Annotated in this window: 15 protein-coding genes; 8 read left to right on the top strand and 7 right to left on the bottom strand. The window is 69.4% G+C overall.

Features of this window, described 5'->3' with window-relative positions:
- Nucleotides 1-156 precede the first annotated feature (156 nt).
- Complete coding sequence (gene bamJ / locus AC1RNC_RS09945; RefSeq protein WP_492885825.1) at nucleotides 157-663, top strand: BamJ family beta-barrel-assembly machinery protein; 507 nt, start codon at nucleotides 157-159, stop codon at nucleotides 661-663.
- 54 nt (nucleotides 664-717) lie between these two features.
- On the opposite strand, the gene rutA is transcribed toward bamJ, so the two are convergent.
- From rutA to rutB, 4 genes are all read right to left on the bottom strand, one after another.
- Nucleotides 718-1782, bottom strand: coding sequence for a pyrimidine utilization protein A (gene rutA / locus AC1RNC_RS09940; protein ID WP_492885823.1), 1065 nt, complete (start codon nucleotides 1780-1782; stop codon nucleotides 718-720).
- Nucleotides 1783-1821: 39 nt separating this feature from the next.
- Nucleotides 1822-2622: a pyrimidine utilization protein D gene (rutD, locus tag AC1RNC_RS09935; RefSeq protein WP_492885821.1), complete on the bottom strand. Its 801-nt coding sequence runs from the start codon at nucleotides 2620-2622 to the stop codon at nucleotides 1822-1824.
- Nucleotides 2623-2626: 4 nt separating this feature from the next.
- Nucleotides 2627-3016: a pyrimidine utilization protein C gene (rutC, locus tag AC1RNC_RS09930; RefSeq protein WP_492885819.1), complete on the bottom strand. Its 390-nt coding sequence runs from the start codon at nucleotides 3014-3016 to the stop codon at nucleotides 2627-2629.
- Nucleotides 3017-3185: 169 nt separating this feature from the next.
- Nucleotides 3186-3905 carry a pyrimidine utilization protein B gene (gene rutB / locus AC1RNC_RS09925; RefSeq protein WP_492885817.1) on the bottom strand — a complete coding sequence of 240 codons (720 nt, stop codon included), beginning with the start codon at nucleotides 3903-3905 and terminating at the stop codon, nucleotides 3186-3188.
- A gap of 109 nt (nucleotides 3906-4014) precedes the next feature.
- Here rutB and rutR point away from each other — a divergent pair, with 109 nt between their 5' ends.
- The 4 genes from rutR (at nucleotide 4015) to AC1RNC_RS09905 (ending at nucleotide 8710) form a co-directional block, all read left to right on the top strand.
- Nucleotides 4015-4782, top strand: a complete 768-nt coding sequence (gene rutR, locus AC1RNC_RS09920; protein WP_492885815.1) for an HTH-type transcriptional regulator RutR — start codon at nucleotides 4015-4017, stop codon at nucleotides 4780-4782.
- Nucleotides 4783-4889: 107 nt separating this feature from the next.
- Nucleotides 4890-6515 (top strand): sensor histidine kinase, encoded by a 1626-nt coding sequence (locus AC1RNC_RS09915; protein WP_492885813.1) that lies wholly within the window; start codon nucleotides 4890-4892, stop codon nucleotides 6513-6515.
- A 171-nt stretch (nucleotides 6516-6686) separates the two neighbouring features.
- Nucleotides 6687-8282, top strand: coding sequence for a flavin monoamine oxidase family protein (locus AC1RNC_RS09910; protein ID WP_492885811.1), 1596 nt, complete (start codon nucleotides 6687-6689; stop codon nucleotides 8280-8282).
- 5 nt (nucleotides 8283-8287) lie between these two features.
- Nucleotides 8288-8710, top strand: a complete 423-nt coding sequence (locus AC1RNC_RS09905) for a c-type cytochrome (RefSeq protein ID WP_492885809.1) — start codon at nucleotides 8288-8290, stop codon at nucleotides 8708-8710.
- A 172-nt stretch (nucleotides 8711-8882) separates the two neighbouring features.
- Here the strand turns inward: AC1RNC_RS09905 and AC1RNC_RS09900 are convergent, their stop codons facing one another.
- The 3 genes from AC1RNC_RS09900 to AC1RNC_RS09890 form a co-directional block, all read right to left on the bottom strand.
- Nucleotides 8883-9365 (bottom strand): SRPBCC family protein, encoded by a 483-nt coding sequence (locus AC1RNC_RS09900; RefSeq protein WP_492885807.1) that lies wholly within the window; start codon nucleotides 9363-9365, stop codon nucleotides 8883-8885.
- Nucleotides 9362-9703, bottom strand: coding sequence for an ArsR/SmtB family transcription factor (locus tag AC1RNC_RS09895; RefSeq protein ID WP_492885805.1), 342 nt, complete (start codon nucleotides 9701-9703; stop codon nucleotides 9362-9364). Before AC1RNC_RS09895 ends, AC1RNC_RS09900 begins: the two co-directional genes overlap by 4 nt.
- Before the next feature lie 222 nt (nucleotides 9704-9925).
- Complete coding sequence (locus AC1RNC_RS09890; protein WP_492885804.1) at nucleotides 9926-11563, bottom strand: aldehyde dehydrogenase (NADP(+)); 1638 nt, start codon at nucleotides 11561-11563, stop codon at nucleotides 9926-9928.
- 66 nt (nucleotides 11564-11629) lie between these two features.
- On the opposite strand from AC1RNC_RS09890, the gene AC1RNC_RS09885 reads away from it, so the two are divergent.
- The 3 genes from AC1RNC_RS09885 to AC1RNC_RS09875 all read left to right on the top strand — a co-directional run bounded on the left by AC1RNC_RS09885 (nucleotide 11630) and on the right by AC1RNC_RS09875 (nucleotide 14264).
- The gene (locus AC1RNC_RS09885; RefSeq protein ID WP_492885802.1) at nucleotides 11630-12511 is read left to right on the top strand and encodes an oxygenase MpaB family protein; all 882 of its coding nucleotides are present in this window, start codon (nucleotides 11630-11632) and stop codon (nucleotides 12509-12511) included.
- Between the two features lie 108 nt (nucleotides 12512-12619).
- A complete protein-coding gene (locus AC1RNC_RS09880; protein WP_492885800.1) occupies nucleotides 12620-13081 on the top strand; it encodes a hypothetical protein in 462 nt (153 codons plus the stop codon).
- Nucleotides 12969-14264: a DNA-packaging protein gene (locus tag AC1RNC_RS09875; protein WP_492885798.1), complete on the top strand. Its 1296-nt coding sequence runs from the start codon at nucleotides 12969-12971 to the stop codon at nucleotides 14262-14264. The genes AC1RNC_RS09880 and AC1RNC_RS09875 overlap by 113 nt, the downstream gene beginning before the upstream one ends.
- The last annotated feature ends 70 nt before the right edge of the window (nucleotides 14265-14334 follow it).

Here is a 14334-nt window from a genome sequence, read left to right as displayed (position 1 = left end):
ACGACGTTCACGCACCCCCTGGGTCCCGGCTCTACGCTGCGCTTCGGCCGGGATGACAAGAGTTGGTGCGGTTGAGGAGGCGAAATTTCGCCGCGAAGTTCCGCTCAAGGATCGCTACGGTGTCGCTCACTGACACCAGCGTTCGAAAGACCCTTGATGCGCCTTCTCGCTCCCTTGGCCCTTGCCGCCTTCCTCGTCGCCGGCGCGGCTTCCGCCCAGACGCCCCAGCCGTCGGCCCCGCCGCAACTGAACGCCGGCCCCTCGGCCAACGCCCTGGCCGGCAAGGCCTTCCTGGAAAAGAACGCCAAGGCCCCGGGCGTCGTCACCCTGCCGTCGGGCCTGCAGTACAAGGTCGTGACCTCGGGCCCGAAGACCGGCCCGTCGCCCAAGCTCGGCGACATCGTCAAGGTCCACTACGAGGGCAAGCTGCTGGACGGCACGGTCTTCGACTCGAGCTTCGCGCGCGGCAAGGCGGCGATCATGCCGGCCGACGGCTTGATCCAGGGCTGGCTGGAAGCCCTGCCGAAGATGAAGGTCGGCGACGAGTGGACCCTCTACATTCCCTCGGAGCTGGGCTACGGCCCCCGCGACATGGGCGAGATCCCGCCGGACAGCGTGCTGGTGTTCCGCCTGCAGCTGCTGGGGATGCTGGCGGTCGACTAGGACGGCGTCCTGATCTCTCCTCCCCCATAGGGGGAGGAGAGGGGCGTCTCGGATTCAGCTGACGTTGCGCGACTTCATCAGCGGCTGGATCTTCTCGCCGAAGTCCTCGACGCCCTTCACGAAGTCGTCGAAGGTCAGCAGCACCCCGGCCGTGCCGGGCACCGCGGCGATCTCGTCCATCATCCGGGCGATGCTCTCATAGCTGCCGACCAGCGTGCCCATGTTCAGGTTCACCGCCGATTCCGGCGCGGCCAGCTGGGTGGTGTTGGTCGTCGCGCCGGCCTTGGCGTTAGGCGCGGCCTGCTGGGTCAGCCAGGCCAGCGCCTCCTGGTCCGCGCCGTCGCGGTACTTCTGCCACTTGGCCATGGCCTTCTCGTCGGTCTCGTCGGCGATGATCATGAACAGGATGAACGACTTGACGTCGCGGCCGGTCTTTTCGGCGGCCGCTTCCAGCCGCTTGTTGACGCTGGCGAAGGCGGTCGGGGTGTTGGTCCCCTTGCCCAGGGCGAAGCTGTAGTCGGCGTATTGCGCCGTGAAGGCCAGGCCCTCGTCGGACGAGCCGGCGCAGATCAGCTTGGTCTCCTTGGGGTGCGGGCTGACCCGGCAGTCGTCCATGGTGAAGTACTTGCCCTTGAAGTCCGAGACGCCGGTCTCCAGCAGGTCCTTCAGCACGGTCGTATATTCGGCCAGGTAGTTGTAGCGGTCGGTATAGTGCGCTTCGCCCGGCCACAGGCCCATCTGGCTGTACTCGGCCTTTTGCCAGCCGGTCACCAGGTTGATGCCGAAGCGGCCCGGGGCGATCGAGTCGATGGTCGAGGCCATGCGGGCCACGATGGCCGGCGGGATGGTCAGGGTGGCGACGGTGGCGAAGATCTTGATCTTGCTGGTCACGGCCGCCAGGCCCGACATCAGGGTGAAGCTCTCGAGATTGTGCTCCCAGAACTGGGTCTTGCCGCCGAACCCGCGCAGCTTGATCATCGAGAGCGCGAAGTCGAAGCCGTACTTCTCGGCCTTCTGGGTGATCTCCTTGTTGAGCTCGAAGCTGGGCATGTACTGCGGCGAGGTCTCGGAGATGAGCCAGCCGTTGTTGCCGATGGGGATGAAGACGCCGACCTGCATGGGTTTATTCCCCTGTGGTTCTTGAGATGACGGGCGCGCTCACGCGCCCTCCAGAAACTTGATCAGACCCTCGTTGAAGGTCTCGGGATCGGTGACGGTGAAGCCGTGGCCGCCCCAGGCGGCGACCTGGTAGTCGGCGTTGGGCAGGCGGCCGGCCAGGCGTTGCGAGCAGCTGGGCGGGACCAGCATGTCGTCGGCGCTGGCGCTGATCAGCACCCGGTGGGTGATCTCCTCCAGCCGCGCGTCGACGTCGAAGGCCAGCAGGGCGTTGATCCGGGCCAGCATCACTTCGCGCGGCGGGAAGCCGGCCACGTGGTGGGGCTCCTCGGCCTGTAGGCGGGCGTCGTTCCGCGAGATCCAGTCGGCCGGATAGAGGAAGATCGGCTGGGCGTGGACATAGGCTTCCGGTCCGCTGTCGTTCAGCAGATGGATGCGGGTGTCGAAACAGCGCCTGATGTGCGGATCGGGCCGCGACCAGCCGTTGACCACCACCAGCTTGCCCAGGCGATCGGGCTGGTCCAGCGCGAGCTGCAGGCCCGCATTGCCGCCGGCCGCGTGGCCCACCACGTGGGCCTTGGGCAGGGCCAGGGCGTCCATGACCTTGACCATGTCCTCGGCCATGTGTGCGACGGCATAGTCGTCCGGCAGCTCGCGGACGCTGCGGCCCGTGCCGCGATGGTCGTAGAGCACGACCGGCCAGCGCTCGGTCAGGGCCGCCATCTGCGGAGCCCAGAACGCGCCCGAGCCGCCCAGGCCGGACGATAGCAGCACGACCTCGCGGCCGGCGACCGGACCACCGTGCAGCTCGTAGTGGAGGCCGTCGACCGTGCCGGAGGCCATGCGGCTACTTCTTCCCGATGTGCGCGACCGAGGCGATCTCGACCACGAAGCCGGGCTTCACCAGGCCGCACTGGATGCAGTAGCGGGCCGGCTTGTCGCCGGGGAAGTACTCGGCATAGACCTTGTTGATCGTCTGGTAGAAGCTCCAGTCGGTCAGGAAGATGTGGTTCATGGTCACGTCCTCCATCGTGCCGCCGGCGGTCTCGATCACCGACTTGATGGTCTCCAGCACCTGCCGGGTCTGGGCCTCGGCGTCGTCGGGGAAGGCGACGTTGTTGTCCTTGTCGAAGGCCAGGGTGCCCGAGACGTAGACGATGCCGTCGGCCAGGGTCCCGGGCGAGAACGGGGCGATCGGCGTGCCCGTCCCGGGCGGGGTGATGACGGTCTTGGGCATGGTGTTGCTCCTCTAAATCCTCATCAAATCCGACCTTCCCGGCGAATGCCGGGACCCAGATTCATCCGGGTCGGTTTGGGTGTTCGCGCCTGCTGGCCGGTCCGCTTCCGGTACTTCCATGGGTTCGATCTGGGCCCCGGCATTCGCCGGGGAGATCGGAGTGGGGTGGTTAGGTTTCCGGCGCCAGCTGCCCGAACGCCTCCTTGAAGTCGGCGGTCGTCGAGACCCAGCCGAAGAAGCTCTCGATGTTGAACAGCGCCGCCTTCTGCACGAAATCCGGGCCCGCCTGGTGGGTGGCGTCCTCCAGCACGGTGCCGAAATATTCGAGGAAGAAGCCGTCGCGCAGGGTCGACTCGACACAGACATTGGTGGCGATGCCGACGAACACCAGGTGGCGGATGCCGCGCGCCCGCAGCACGCTGTCCAGCTGGCTGTTGAAGAAGCCGCTGTAGCGGGTCTTGTGCAGCTGGATGTCGTCCGGCTCGGGCTTGAGGTCGTCGACCAGCTCGTAGTCCCACTGGCCGCGCGCCAAGAGCTTGCCCCGCAGCTCGGGCCGGGCGCGCATGGTCTTCAGGGCGTTGGACTTCCACCAGTTGGGCGAGCCGGGACCGCCGGCTTCCACGTACTGGTCGTCCCAGCCGTTCTGGAAATAGATCACCTGCATCCCGGCGGCGCGGGCCACGGGCAGGATGGCCTTGATCTCCTGGATCACCTTCGCCGCCCCGGAGATGTCGAAGCCGGCCAGATCGAGATAGCCGCCCTTGGACGCGTAGGCGTTCTGCATGTCGATGACGATCACCGCCGTCGTCTTCGGGTCGACCGGGATCGGCTCGGGCCGCGCGGGCAGCATGATCGCGCCGGGCGAAAGCGGGGTGATCGGAGAGCTCATCGACGCGGCTCCTTGTGAAATCCGAGGGGCATGGAATACCATCCCGCGTAACGTTGCAATCCGAACCGTTCGGTCAAAGTTTGACCAAATGGTCCAAGTTCGAGCTGGCATGACCGACGCCGCCGCCAAGACCGTCAAGCCGTCGCGCAAGGCCGCAGGCAAACCGGCGTCCAAGCGCGCGTCCGGCGCCCGCGAGCTGGTCAAGGCCGCTCAAAGCGTGGGCGACATCAAGGCGGCCGAAGCGTCAAAGGGCGGCCGCAGCCCCGGTCCTCGCCAAAGGGCCGGCGAGGCCCGCAAGGCCGCTATCCTGAAGGCCGCGCTGGGCGTCTTCGCGCGCCTCGGCCTGGACGGGGCCAGCGTCGAGGCCATCGCCCAGGCGGCGGGGATCTCCAAGGCCAATCTCCTCTACTACCACCCGACCAAGGAGGCCCTGTACGTGGCGGTGCTGGAGCAGGGGCTGTCCCTGTGGCTGGCGCCCCTGAGCCGCTTCAGCGAGGGCGACGATCCCGCCGAGGCCATCGCCGCCCTGATCGACGCCAAGCTGGCGCTGAGCCGCGACCATCCGGAGGTCTCGCGGCTGTTCGCCCTGGAGATGCTGCGCGGCGCGCCGCTGCTGAAGCCCGTGCTCGCGGGGCCCCTGAAGGCGGTGTTCGACGCCAAGGTCGCGGTGATCGAGGCGTGGGCGGCGGCGGGCAGGCTTGCGCCCGTGGACCCGCCGCACCTGATCTTCGCCCTCTGGGCCCTGACCCAGCACTATGCCGACTTCGCCGTCCAGGTGCGCGCCCTGACCGGTAAGTCCTTGTCCGACCAGCGCTTCATGCAGGAGACCCGGGCGGCGGTGACGGCGCTGGTCCTGGAGGGCTTAAGGCCGCGTTAAGCCTGAGCTGCGTCCACACGTCACCTTCCGGCGAACGCGGTTGTTCATCATGGTGACGGTCAATGACGCGACCGCACCAACCTTTCCGGACCGCAGAAGCGCGGCCCATGCGACTGATCCACGGGATCGTCGGCGCGGCCGCCGTGCTGGTCGTCGTCTCGATCCTGGGCGGACTGGCCCTGGTGATCCTGGCCGCGCGCCAGCTGGACCACATGGAAGCGGTCGACGAGATCGAGATCACCCAGCGCACCATCGTTCGAACCCTGGAGCGGACAGAGCGCGAGGTGACGTCGGCCACGGTCTGGGACCAGGCCTACAAGGCCATGGGCTGGACGATCAACGCGACCTGGGCCGACACCGATTTCGCCACCTACTACCACGACCAGTTCAAGCACGACCTGACCTTCGTCATCCGCTCGGAGCAGGTGGTCTACGCCTCGACCGGCGGCAAGCGGGTTTCGGCCGACGCCCTCGGTGGCTTTCCCGCCGAAGCGGCCCCGATCGCCGCCGATGTGGCCGCCAAGGCCCGCGCGGCGCGCCGCGCCGGCAAGCTCAGCACCGCCGGCGAGGTGACGCGGACGGGTCTGATGCGGATCGACGACGATGCCTATCTGGTCGCCTTCGCCGCCGTGACGCCGGAGAGCCGGGCCGTCGCCGACCTCTATGACGGCCCGCCAGCGATCGTCGTCAGCGCCCGCCGGATGGACGCCGCCTTCGTTCATCAGTTGTCGGACGACCTGGGGCTGGACAACCTGGTCCTGATGCGCCGCCCGGGCGGCGATCCGCCCAAGGTCACCTTGCGCGACATCGAGGGCCAGGCGTTCGGGGCCCTGGCCTGGAAGGCCAGGAACCCGGGTCTGAAGCTGCTGAAGAGCGTCGCGCCGTGGCTGCTGATCGGCTTTCTGGTGCTGGCCGCCGCCGGCGCCGTGCTGACCCAGCGCGTCGCCGAGGCCCTGCGCAAGCTGGAGGCCGGGCGCCTGGAGCTGCTGGCCGCCAAGGAGGAGGCCGAGGCCGCCAACGCCGCCAAGACCCGCTTCCTGGCCAATATGAGCCACGAGGTCCGCACCCCGCTGAACGGCGTGCTGGGCATGGCCCAGGTGATGGCCGCCGACACGCTCAGCGAGACGCAGGGCCGCCGCCTGAAGATCCTGCAGGAGTCCGGCCAGGCGCTGCTGGCCCTGCTGAACAGCATCCTCGACATCGCCAGGCTCGAGACCGGCGCGGTGCGGCTGCGGTCCGAGACCTTCGACCTGGCCGCCCTGGTCGAGGCCTCGTGCGCGGCCTTCTCCGGCGCGGCCGCGGCCAAGGGCCTGGACCTGACGTCGGACATCGCGCCCGAGCTGCGCGGCCGCTGGGTCGGCGACCCGATGCGTCTGCGCCAGGTGCTGGGCAACCTGGTGGCCAACGCCGTCAAGTTCACCGACCACGGCGGCGTCACTGTCCGCGTCCGTCCCACCGCCAAGGGTCTGCGCTTCGAGGTCGAGGACACCGGCCTGGGCATCGCCGTCGAGGACCTGTCCGAGCTGTTCAAGACCTTCTCCCAGGTCGACAGCTCCCTGACCCGCGCCCACGACGGCGCCGGCCTTGGCCTGTCGATCTGCCGCGAACTGGTCGAACTGATGGGCGGCGCGATCGGCGTCCACTCGACGCCGGGGCAGGGGTCCAGCTTCCACTTCGTGGTCCCGCTGACCCAGGCGGTATCGGATCGGCCGACTCTGCGGGTGGTGCGGTAGGGAGACGGCTGCACAGTTCGCGCGCAGCCCCATCGTCAGGGCGCCGATAAATCGGGGCCTTTGACGCCACAGCATGGCGTGACGGCCGGCCAAGCCTCGCTCCGGCCGTCGCCCCTGCTAACCCTTGGCCACACCGTCGGCTTCGACGGTTCTGTCGGGGACGGGCTTTCAATGGGATCGGGTGTAACGGCGCCAACCAGGCGCCAGCTTCTTTCGGCCATCGCCAAGGTCGGCGGCACGGCCGCGCTGTATCAGGCCATGACCACGCTGGGTCACGCGGCCGAGACCCAGTTCCATGGCCCGCCGAACCTGCAGGGCGCGCGGCCCGGCGCTTCGGTGATCGTGCTGGGCGCTGGCCTGGCCGGGATGCTGGCCGCGTTCGAGCTGACCAAGGCCGGCTACAAGGTCAGGATCCTGGAGTTCCAGAACCGCGCCGGCGGCCGCAACTGGTCGCTGCGGGGCGGCGATACCTATACCGAACTCGGCGGCGCGACCCAGAAGGTGGCCTTCTCGCCGGGCAACTACCTGAACCCCGGCCCCTGGCGGATCCCGCACCACCACCGGACCCTGCTGCATTACTGCAAGTCGTTCGGCGTGGCCCTGGAGCCGTTCATCCAGTTCAACCACTCCGGCTGGGTTCACTCGTCCCAAGCCTTCGACGGCAAGCCGGTGCGCTTCAACGCCGCCGCCGCCGACTTCGAGGGCAATATCGCCGAGCTGCTGGCCAAGTCGGTCAACGCCAAGGCGCTGGACGACACCGTCACGCAGGAAGACCGCGACAAGCTGCTGGAGGCCCTGAAGGGCTGGGGCATGCTGGACAACGACTACAAATATTCGGCCGGCCTGAAGGCCTCGGGCCATCGCGGCTTCGAGCGGCCGCCGGGCGGCGGGGTCAACGGCGCGCCGATCCCGTCCAAGGACCTCTACAAGCTGCACGACGTGCTGGACCCGCAGGTCTGGACCTCGATGGCCTTCTTCATGGGCCACGAGATGCAGACCACCATGTTCCAGCCGGTCGGCGGCATGGACATGATCGGCAAGGCCTTCGCCAGGCAGGTCGAGGGCCTGATCACCTACAACGCCAAGGTCAGCAAGATCGCCCAGGACGACAAGGGCGTGGTGGTGACCTATGCCGACACCGCCACGGGCAAGGTGACCGACGCCAAGGCCGACTGGTGCGTCTGCACGATCCCGCTGGGCATCCTGGGCCAGATGGACCTGCAGGTGACCGACGAGATGATGGCCGCCATCAAGGCCGTTCCCTATTCCGGCCAGGTCAAGATCGGCCTGGAGATGAAGCGCCGCTTCTGGGAGGAGGACGACTACATCTACGGCGGCCACAGCTTCACCGACCAGGAGATCGCCCTGATCTCCTATCCGAACAACAACATGTTCAAGGACGGGCCAGCGGTGCTGCTGGGCGCCTTCGCCCGCGAGATGGGGGCCTATCGCCTGGCCGGCATGACGCCCGAGCAGCGGATCGAGGTGGCCCTGGCGCAGGGCTCGGTGCTGCACCCCAAGAGCTACCGCCAGGAGTTCGCCAGCGGGGCCTCGGTGGCCTGGAGCCGGGTGCCCTGGACGCTGGGCTGCTGCGCCCGCTGGAACGAGGATACCCGCAAGGAGCACTACCAGACCCTGGTCAGCATGGACCGCCGGATCGTGCTGGCCGGCGAGCACGCATCTTACGTCGGCTGCTGGATGGAGGGGGCGCTGCTCTCGTCCATCGACGCCATCACCCGTCTGCACAAGCGCGCGCTGGAGGCCTGAGGATCATGCGGAAGATCATCTTAGCGACGGCGGCCCTGATCGCCTTTCCGGCCATGGCCCAGACCCCGGCCTCGGGCGGCGGCGACACCGGCGGCGGCATCGTCCGGGCGGTCAAGCCCGTGACGGGCGAGCAGGTCTATGGCGCGGTCTGCCAGGCCTGCCACATGGCCGACGCCAAGGGCGCGACCGGAGCGGGGACCATCCCGGCCCTGGCGAACAATCCGCGGCTGGCGGGGGCGGCCTATCCGATCATGATCGTGACGGGCGGCAAGGGCGCGATGCCGGGGTTCGTCGGGACCTTGAGCAACGCCCAGATGGCCGAGGCGGTGACCTATATCCGGACGCACTTCGGCAACAGCTACGCCAAGCCGGTGACCGAGGCGGATGTGGCGAAGATCGCCAAGCCGCCGAGCGCTGGCGGGCACTGAGGCGAGGCCGGTATCGTCTCTCCTCCCCCTCTTGGGGGAGGGGGACCGCCGAACGGCGGTGGAGGGGGTCAGCGCCGCGTCAATTCAGGCCCGCGCCGTCCCCCTCCGTCACGGCGCGTATCGCGCCGCGCCACCTCCCCCAAGAGGGGAGGAGAGAGGTGTGCGGCGGCGTCTAGGGCGTCGTCCCCTCCACGAGCGGCGCGATCTGTTCCATCAGTTGCCGGGTCCCGTCCTCGCGGCCCTCGGGCGAGTAGTAGCCGTCCAGGAACACCCCGACCTCGGTGATCACCAGGCGCGTCTTGGGCCCCTCCGGGCGGATCTCTATGGTCGAGACCGACACCGAGGCCAGGTTGTCGCCGTGGTGCATCCAGTAGGTGTAGACGATCCGCTCATCGGGCACGATGTCGTGGTAGCGGCTGCGGAAGTGGTGCGGCGGCTCGCCCGGCGGGCGGCTGACGGCGTAGTCCTCGCCGCCGACGCGGAAGTCCATGCCGCTTTCCGGCGGGCCCCATTCCTCCGGACCGTGGAACCACTTGGCCTTCTTCTGCGGATCGGCGAAGGCGGCGAACACCCGGGCGGGCGAGGCGGCATAGACCCGCTCGACGACGAAGGTGGCGTGGATGGCGCTGCGGCCAGTCTTTTGGCGGTCGGTCATTTGGTTTCCCCATTTTCCTCGGCGGCCAGGAAATCGCCCAGCCGGTCGAGGCGCTGCTCCCACTGGGTGCGCCTCTGGTTGATCCACTGTTCGGCCAGGCTCAGGACATCGGGATTGATCCGGCAGGTGCGCACCCGGCCGACCTTCTCCGACGCCACGATCCCGCCCGCCTCCAGCATGGCCAGGTGCTGCATGACCGCCGGCAGCGACATGTCCAGCGGCCGGGCCAGTTCGCTCACCGAGGCGGGGCCCCGGGAAAGCCGCTCGACCATGCTCCGCCGCGCGGGATCCGCGAGGGCCTGGAACATCAGGTCGAGCGAGGGTTGATGGTTAGGCATAAGGTTAAGTATCGAGGCGCGGGGAAAAGGTCAAGTAATTGCTTAAGTGTCGTGAGGGCTGATCTGGAGTTCTCCTCCCCTCTTTGGGGGAGGTGGCGCGGCGCGAATACGCGCCGTGACGGAGGGGGACGGCGCGGGCCTAGATTGGCGCGGCGCTGACCCCCTCCACCGCCGTTCGGCGGTCCCCCTCCCCCAGAAGGGGGAGGAGAGAAAACACGCGGCCTAAGCCAGCTTCACCTTGCCATCGACCCGCCGGGCGATGCCCAGGGGGTTTTCCGTCCGCAACTCCGCCGGCAGCAGCGCTTCCGGCAGGTTCTGGTAGCTGACCGGGCGCAGGAAGCGCGCGATGGCCAGGGTGCCGACCGAGGTCGCCCGGGCGTCGGATGTCGCCGGGAACGGGCCGCCGTGGACCATGGCGTTGGCCACCTCGACGCCGGTGCCGAAGCCGTTGACCAGGATGCGGCCGGCCTTCAGCTCCAGCGCCGGCAGCAGGGCGGCGGCGATGGCATGGTCGGCCTCTTCCAGGTGGATGGCGATGGTCAGCTGGCCTTCCAGGGCGTCGATGACCTTGGCCAGCTCGGCTTGGTCGGCGGCGCGAACGACCACCGAGGCGGCGCCGAACACCTCCTCGTGCAGGTGCGGATTGGCCAGGAAGTCGGCGGCCTTGACGCTGAACAGGGCCGCGCGGCCGGTGTGGCTGCCGTCCGCGCCGGGCAGGCCGCGCGCCACGGTGGTGACCGCCTTGTCCTGCGAGAGGGCGTCGACGCCATGGGCGAAGGCCTGGCAGATGCCGGGTGTCAGCATGACGGCGGCCGGGGCGGCCTCGACCACCTTGCCTGCGGCCGCGACGAAGGCGTCCAGCTCGGGGCCGTCGATGGCCAGGATCAGGCCGGGATTGGTGCAGAACTGACCCGCGCCCAGGGTCAGGGCGGCCACGAAGTCCGGGGCGATCTTCTCGCCGCGCGCCTTCAGAGCGGCCGGCAGCAGGATGACCGGATTGATGCTGCTCATCTCAGCGTAGAACGGGATCGGCTCGGGTCGGCCCTGGGCGACGGCGGCCAGCGCCAGGCCGCCCCGACGCGAGCCGGTGAAGCCGGCGGCCTTGACGCGCGGATCGGCGACCAGGGCCACGCCCATCTCGTAGCCGCTGTCGTGGATCATCGAGAACACGCCCGGATGCAGGCCGACCGAGGCGACGGCGGCCTGGATGGCGCGACCGATCAGCTCCGAGGTCCCCGGATGGGCCGGGTGGGCCTTGACGATGACCGGGCAGCCGGCCGCCAGGGCCGAGGCGGTGTCGCCGCCGGCCACCGAGAAGGCCAGCGGGAAGTTGCTCGCGCCGAACACGGCCACCGGGCCCAGCGGGACGTTGCGCAGGCGCAGGTCGGGACGCGGCAGCGGCTTGCGGTCCGGCATCGCCGGGTCGATGCGGGCTTCCAGGAAGCCGCCGTCGCGCAGCACGCTGGCGAACAGGCGCAGCTGGCCGGTCGTGCGACCCCGCTCGCCTTCGAGGCGGGCGCGGGGCAGGCCGGTCTCGGCCATCACCCGGACGATCAGGTCGTCGCCGATCGCCTCGATATGCTCGGCGATGGCCTCCAGGAAGGTGGCGCGGGTCTCGTAGGGCAGGGACCGGTACGGCCCGAACGCCTCGGCCGCCAGGGCCGCGGCCTGCTCGACATCGGCCTTGGTCGCGCCGCCGAACGCGGGCTCCAGGGTCTCGCCGGTGGCGGGATTGACGCCCTTGATCTCGCCGTTGGTTCCCTTGCGGCTTTCGCCGCCGATCAGAAGCTCGCCCGTCAGATGCACGTTCGTCGTCCCGCAATGAGTGGTTTCGGTCGGTATAGATGGGAGCGCTAACATGACAAGTCCATGCGCGCGACGGCGGGTTCAGGCGTTAGAAAGGGCTGAACCGTGCCGGAGGCGCCCTTGAAAGCCCGTTTCGCCGACGCCGCCAAGGCCTTGTTCGAGATTCCGGGCGGTCCGCGCGTGGATTTTACCGCTCCGGCGGGCGAACCGGCCCTGGCCGCGCCGGACTCGGTGTCGTGGCGGGTGTTCAAGAACCCGGTGTCCCTGTTCGTCGGCGGGGTGACGGCGGTGATCCTGGAACTGGCCGAGCCGCGCGTGCGCACCGGGGTGTGGGAGCATTCCAGCTTCCGGACCGACCCGATGACCCGGCTGAAGCGCACCGGCCTCGCCGCGATGGTCACGGTCTATGGCGCGCGCTCGGTCGCCGAGGCGATGATCGCCGGGGTCGGCCGCCAGCACGCGCGGGTCGGCGGCGTGACGCCCGGCGGCGAGGGCTACCAGGCCTCCGACGTCGCCTTGCTGGACTGGGTGCAGGCCACGGCCAGCTTCGGGTTCCTGAACGCCTACCACGCGCTGGTCGCGCCCTTGTCGCTGGAGGATCGCGACCGGTTCTACGCCGAGGCGGCCCCGGCCGCGCGGCTCTATGGGGCCTTGGGGGCACCGGCGTCCGAAGCCGCCTGGGAGGCCCAGTTGGCGGCCATGCTGCCGAGGCTGGAGCGCTCGGCGATCGTGCTGGAGTTCCTGGACCTGATGCGCGGGGTCAGGATCGCCGGACCGCTGAGCCGGCTGCAGCACCCGCTGATCCGGGCGGCCGTGGGGCTGGTTCCGAGCGAGGCGCGCGCGGTGCTGGGCCTGGGGCGCGAATGGCTGCCCCGGCCGCTGGAGCTGCCGGTGATCAGGGCGGCGGCGCGGCTGGCGGACCGGACGCCGATCCCCGGCGCGCCGCCCTACGAGGCCTGCGTGCGGATGGGATTGCCGGGGACCTGGCTTTACCGGCGCTGACCTTTCCACCGCGTGGAAGCGCCAAGTATGGGGATTGAGGCCGCTGGATCCCCGGCGTTGGCGAAACAAAGACAAGCAAAATCAATGGCTTGTCACTTTTATGGTCGCATGAATGATCCGCGCCCGCTTGTGCCGTACCTTTGTGTCATGGCCGGAAGAAGCGACGAGCCGCAGGGCTGGAGCGAGACGCTGCAGACCAGGCTCCGGGCGAAGATGGACACCCTCATCGACGCCTTCGAGACCAGCACGGACCCCGCCGAGAAGGCCCAGATCGAGAAGGACGCCCGCACCTGCGGGGTCCTCGCTCGCTCGGCCAAGGCGATAGAGACGATGGTCCCAGAGCCGCCCGCCGAGAAGATCAAGCCCGCCGCCCCCACCTCCGGAGAGGCGGCCAATGACGACGAGGCCTCCATGCATGACGGCATCCCCGACGACCCCGAAGAGATTCAGGCCGCTCTTGCCGCCCGGTTCGATCGCTTCGCTGAGCTCCTCGAGCTCAAGCGTCGAGCGGAACTGGCTGACGGCGGCGACGCGGACGCTGGACAGGGAGGACCAGAAGCGCCTGCTTAGCGCGCTCCTGGGCGATCCGCTGATCCACCAGATGACGCCGCGCGACGACGCCTGGTCGACCTGGCTGATGCTGGGCGGACGTGGCGCGGGCAAGACCTTCGCCGGCGCGCGCTGGGTCACCTTGAACGCCCTGGCCTATTCGAACCTGGCCCTGGTCGGCCCCACGCTGCACGACGTGCGCGAGGTGATGATCGAGGGCCCGTCCGGGCTGAAAGCGATGGGCGGGCCACTGTTCCGCCCCCGCTGGGAAGCCTCCCGCCGGCGGCTGGTCTGGCCCAATGGCGCGACCGCCTACGCCTTCTCGGCGGAGGATCCCGACAGCCTGCGCGGCCCGCAGTTCCACGCCGCCTGGGCCGACGAGTTCTGCGCCTGGCCCAAGCCCGCCGAGACCCTGGCCATGCTGCGCTTCGGCCTGCGGCTGGGCGAGGATCCGCGCCTGGTCGTCACCTCGACGCCCCGGCCGATCCGGGCGCTGAAGACCCTGATCGCCGAACCCGGCGTGGCCATGACCCGCGCCGGGACCAGCGCCAACGCCGGCAATCTGGCGCCGGCGTTCCTGCGGACGCTGGAAACCCTCTACGGCGGCACGCGGCTGGCCGCCCAGGAGCTGGACGGGATCATCGTCGAGACCGACGGCGGCCTGTTCCGGGCCGAGGACCTGGCGCGCTGCCGGGCGGCGAAGCCCGCGCGGCTCGACCGCGTGGTCGTGGCGGTGGACCCGCCGGCGACCGCGACCGGCGACGCCTGCGGGATCGTGGTGGTCGGACGGCGCGACGACCGCGCCTTCGTGCTGGCCGACGAGACCGCGCGGGGCCTCTCACCCGCCGGCTGGGCCGCGAAGGCGGTGACCGCCGCGCGGGCCTGCAACGCCGACGCCCTGGTGGCCGAGGCCAACCAGGGCGGCGACATGGTGCGCTCGGTCCTGGCCCAGGCCGATCCGCCGTGCCGGGTGAAGCTGGTCCGCGCCTCGATTGGCAAGCGCGCGCGAGCCGAGCCCGTGGCGGCCCTGTACGAGCAGGGGCGCGTGCTCCACTGCGGCGCGTTCGTCGCGCTGGAGGAGGAGCTGATGGCCCTGGGCTCCGGCGACCTGGAGCACAGCCCGGACCGCGCGGACGCTCTGGTCTGGGCGGTGAGTGAGCTGATGTTGGGCGGGCGGCAGACGCCGCGGTTGAGGTCGCTCTGACTCAGCACAGGCCCCCACCTGACCTGCTGACGCAGGTCTGTCCGCCCCCAAGCGGGGCGGAGAGGGAGCC

This window comes from Caulobacter sp. GW822-FHT01G02 (genome assembly GCF_058802865.1).
This window is presented reverse-complemented; position numbering and strand designations above follow the sequence as displayed.

Bases quoted from the DNA above. Each gene is read 5' to 3' on its own strand.
- AC1RNC_RS09880 (WP_492885800.1), top strand. From the start codon at position 12,620: ATGAATGATCCGCGCCCGCTTGTGCCGTACCTTTGTGTCATGGCCGGA.
- rutA (WP_492885823.1), bottom strand. From the start codon at position 1,782: ATGCAGGTCGGCGTCTTCATCCCCATCGGCAACAACGGCTGGCTCATC.
- AC1RNC_RS09900 (WP_492885807.1), bottom strand. From the start codon at position 9,365: ATGACCGACCGCCAAAAGACTGGCCGCAGCGCCATCCACGCCACCTTC.
- rutB (WP_492885817.1), bottom strand. From the start codon at position 3,905: ATGAGCTCTCCGATCACCCCGCTTTCGCCCGGCGCGATCATGCTGCCC.
- rutC (WP_492885819.1), bottom strand. From the start codon at position 3,016: ATGCCCAAGACCGTCATCACCCCGCCCGGGACGGGCACGCCGATCGCC.
- AC1RNC_RS09895 (WP_492885805.1), bottom strand. From the start codon at position 9,703: ATGCCTAACCATCAACCCTCGCTCGACCTGATGTTCCAGGCCCTCGCG.
- rutR (WP_492885815.1), top strand. From the start codon at position 4,015: ATGACCGACGCCGCCGCCAAGACCGTCAAGCCGTCGCGCAAGGCCGCA.
- AC1RNC_RS09910 (WP_492885811.1), top strand. From the start codon at position 6,687: ATGGGATCGGGTGTAACGGCGCCAACCAGGCGCCAGCTTCTTTCGGCC.
- bamJ (WP_492885825.1), top strand. From the start codon at position 157: ATGCGCCTTCTCGCTCCCTTGGCCCTTGCCGCCTTCCTCGTCGCCGGC.
- AC1RNC_RS09890 (WP_492885804.1), bottom strand. From the start codon at position 11,563: ATGTTAGCGCTCCCATCTATACCGACCGAAACCACTCATTGCGGGACG.
- rutD (WP_492885821.1), bottom strand. From the start codon at position 2,622: ATGGCCTCCGGCACGGTCGACGGCCTCCACTACGAGCTGCACGGTGGT.
- AC1RNC_RS09905 (WP_492885809.1), top strand. From the start codon at position 8,288: ATGCGGAAGATCATCTTAGCGACGGCGGCCCTGATCGCCTTTCCGGCC.
- AC1RNC_RS09915 (WP_492885813.1), top strand. From the start codon at position 4,890: ATGCGACTGATCCACGGGATCGTCGGCGCGGCCGCCGTGCTGGTCGTC.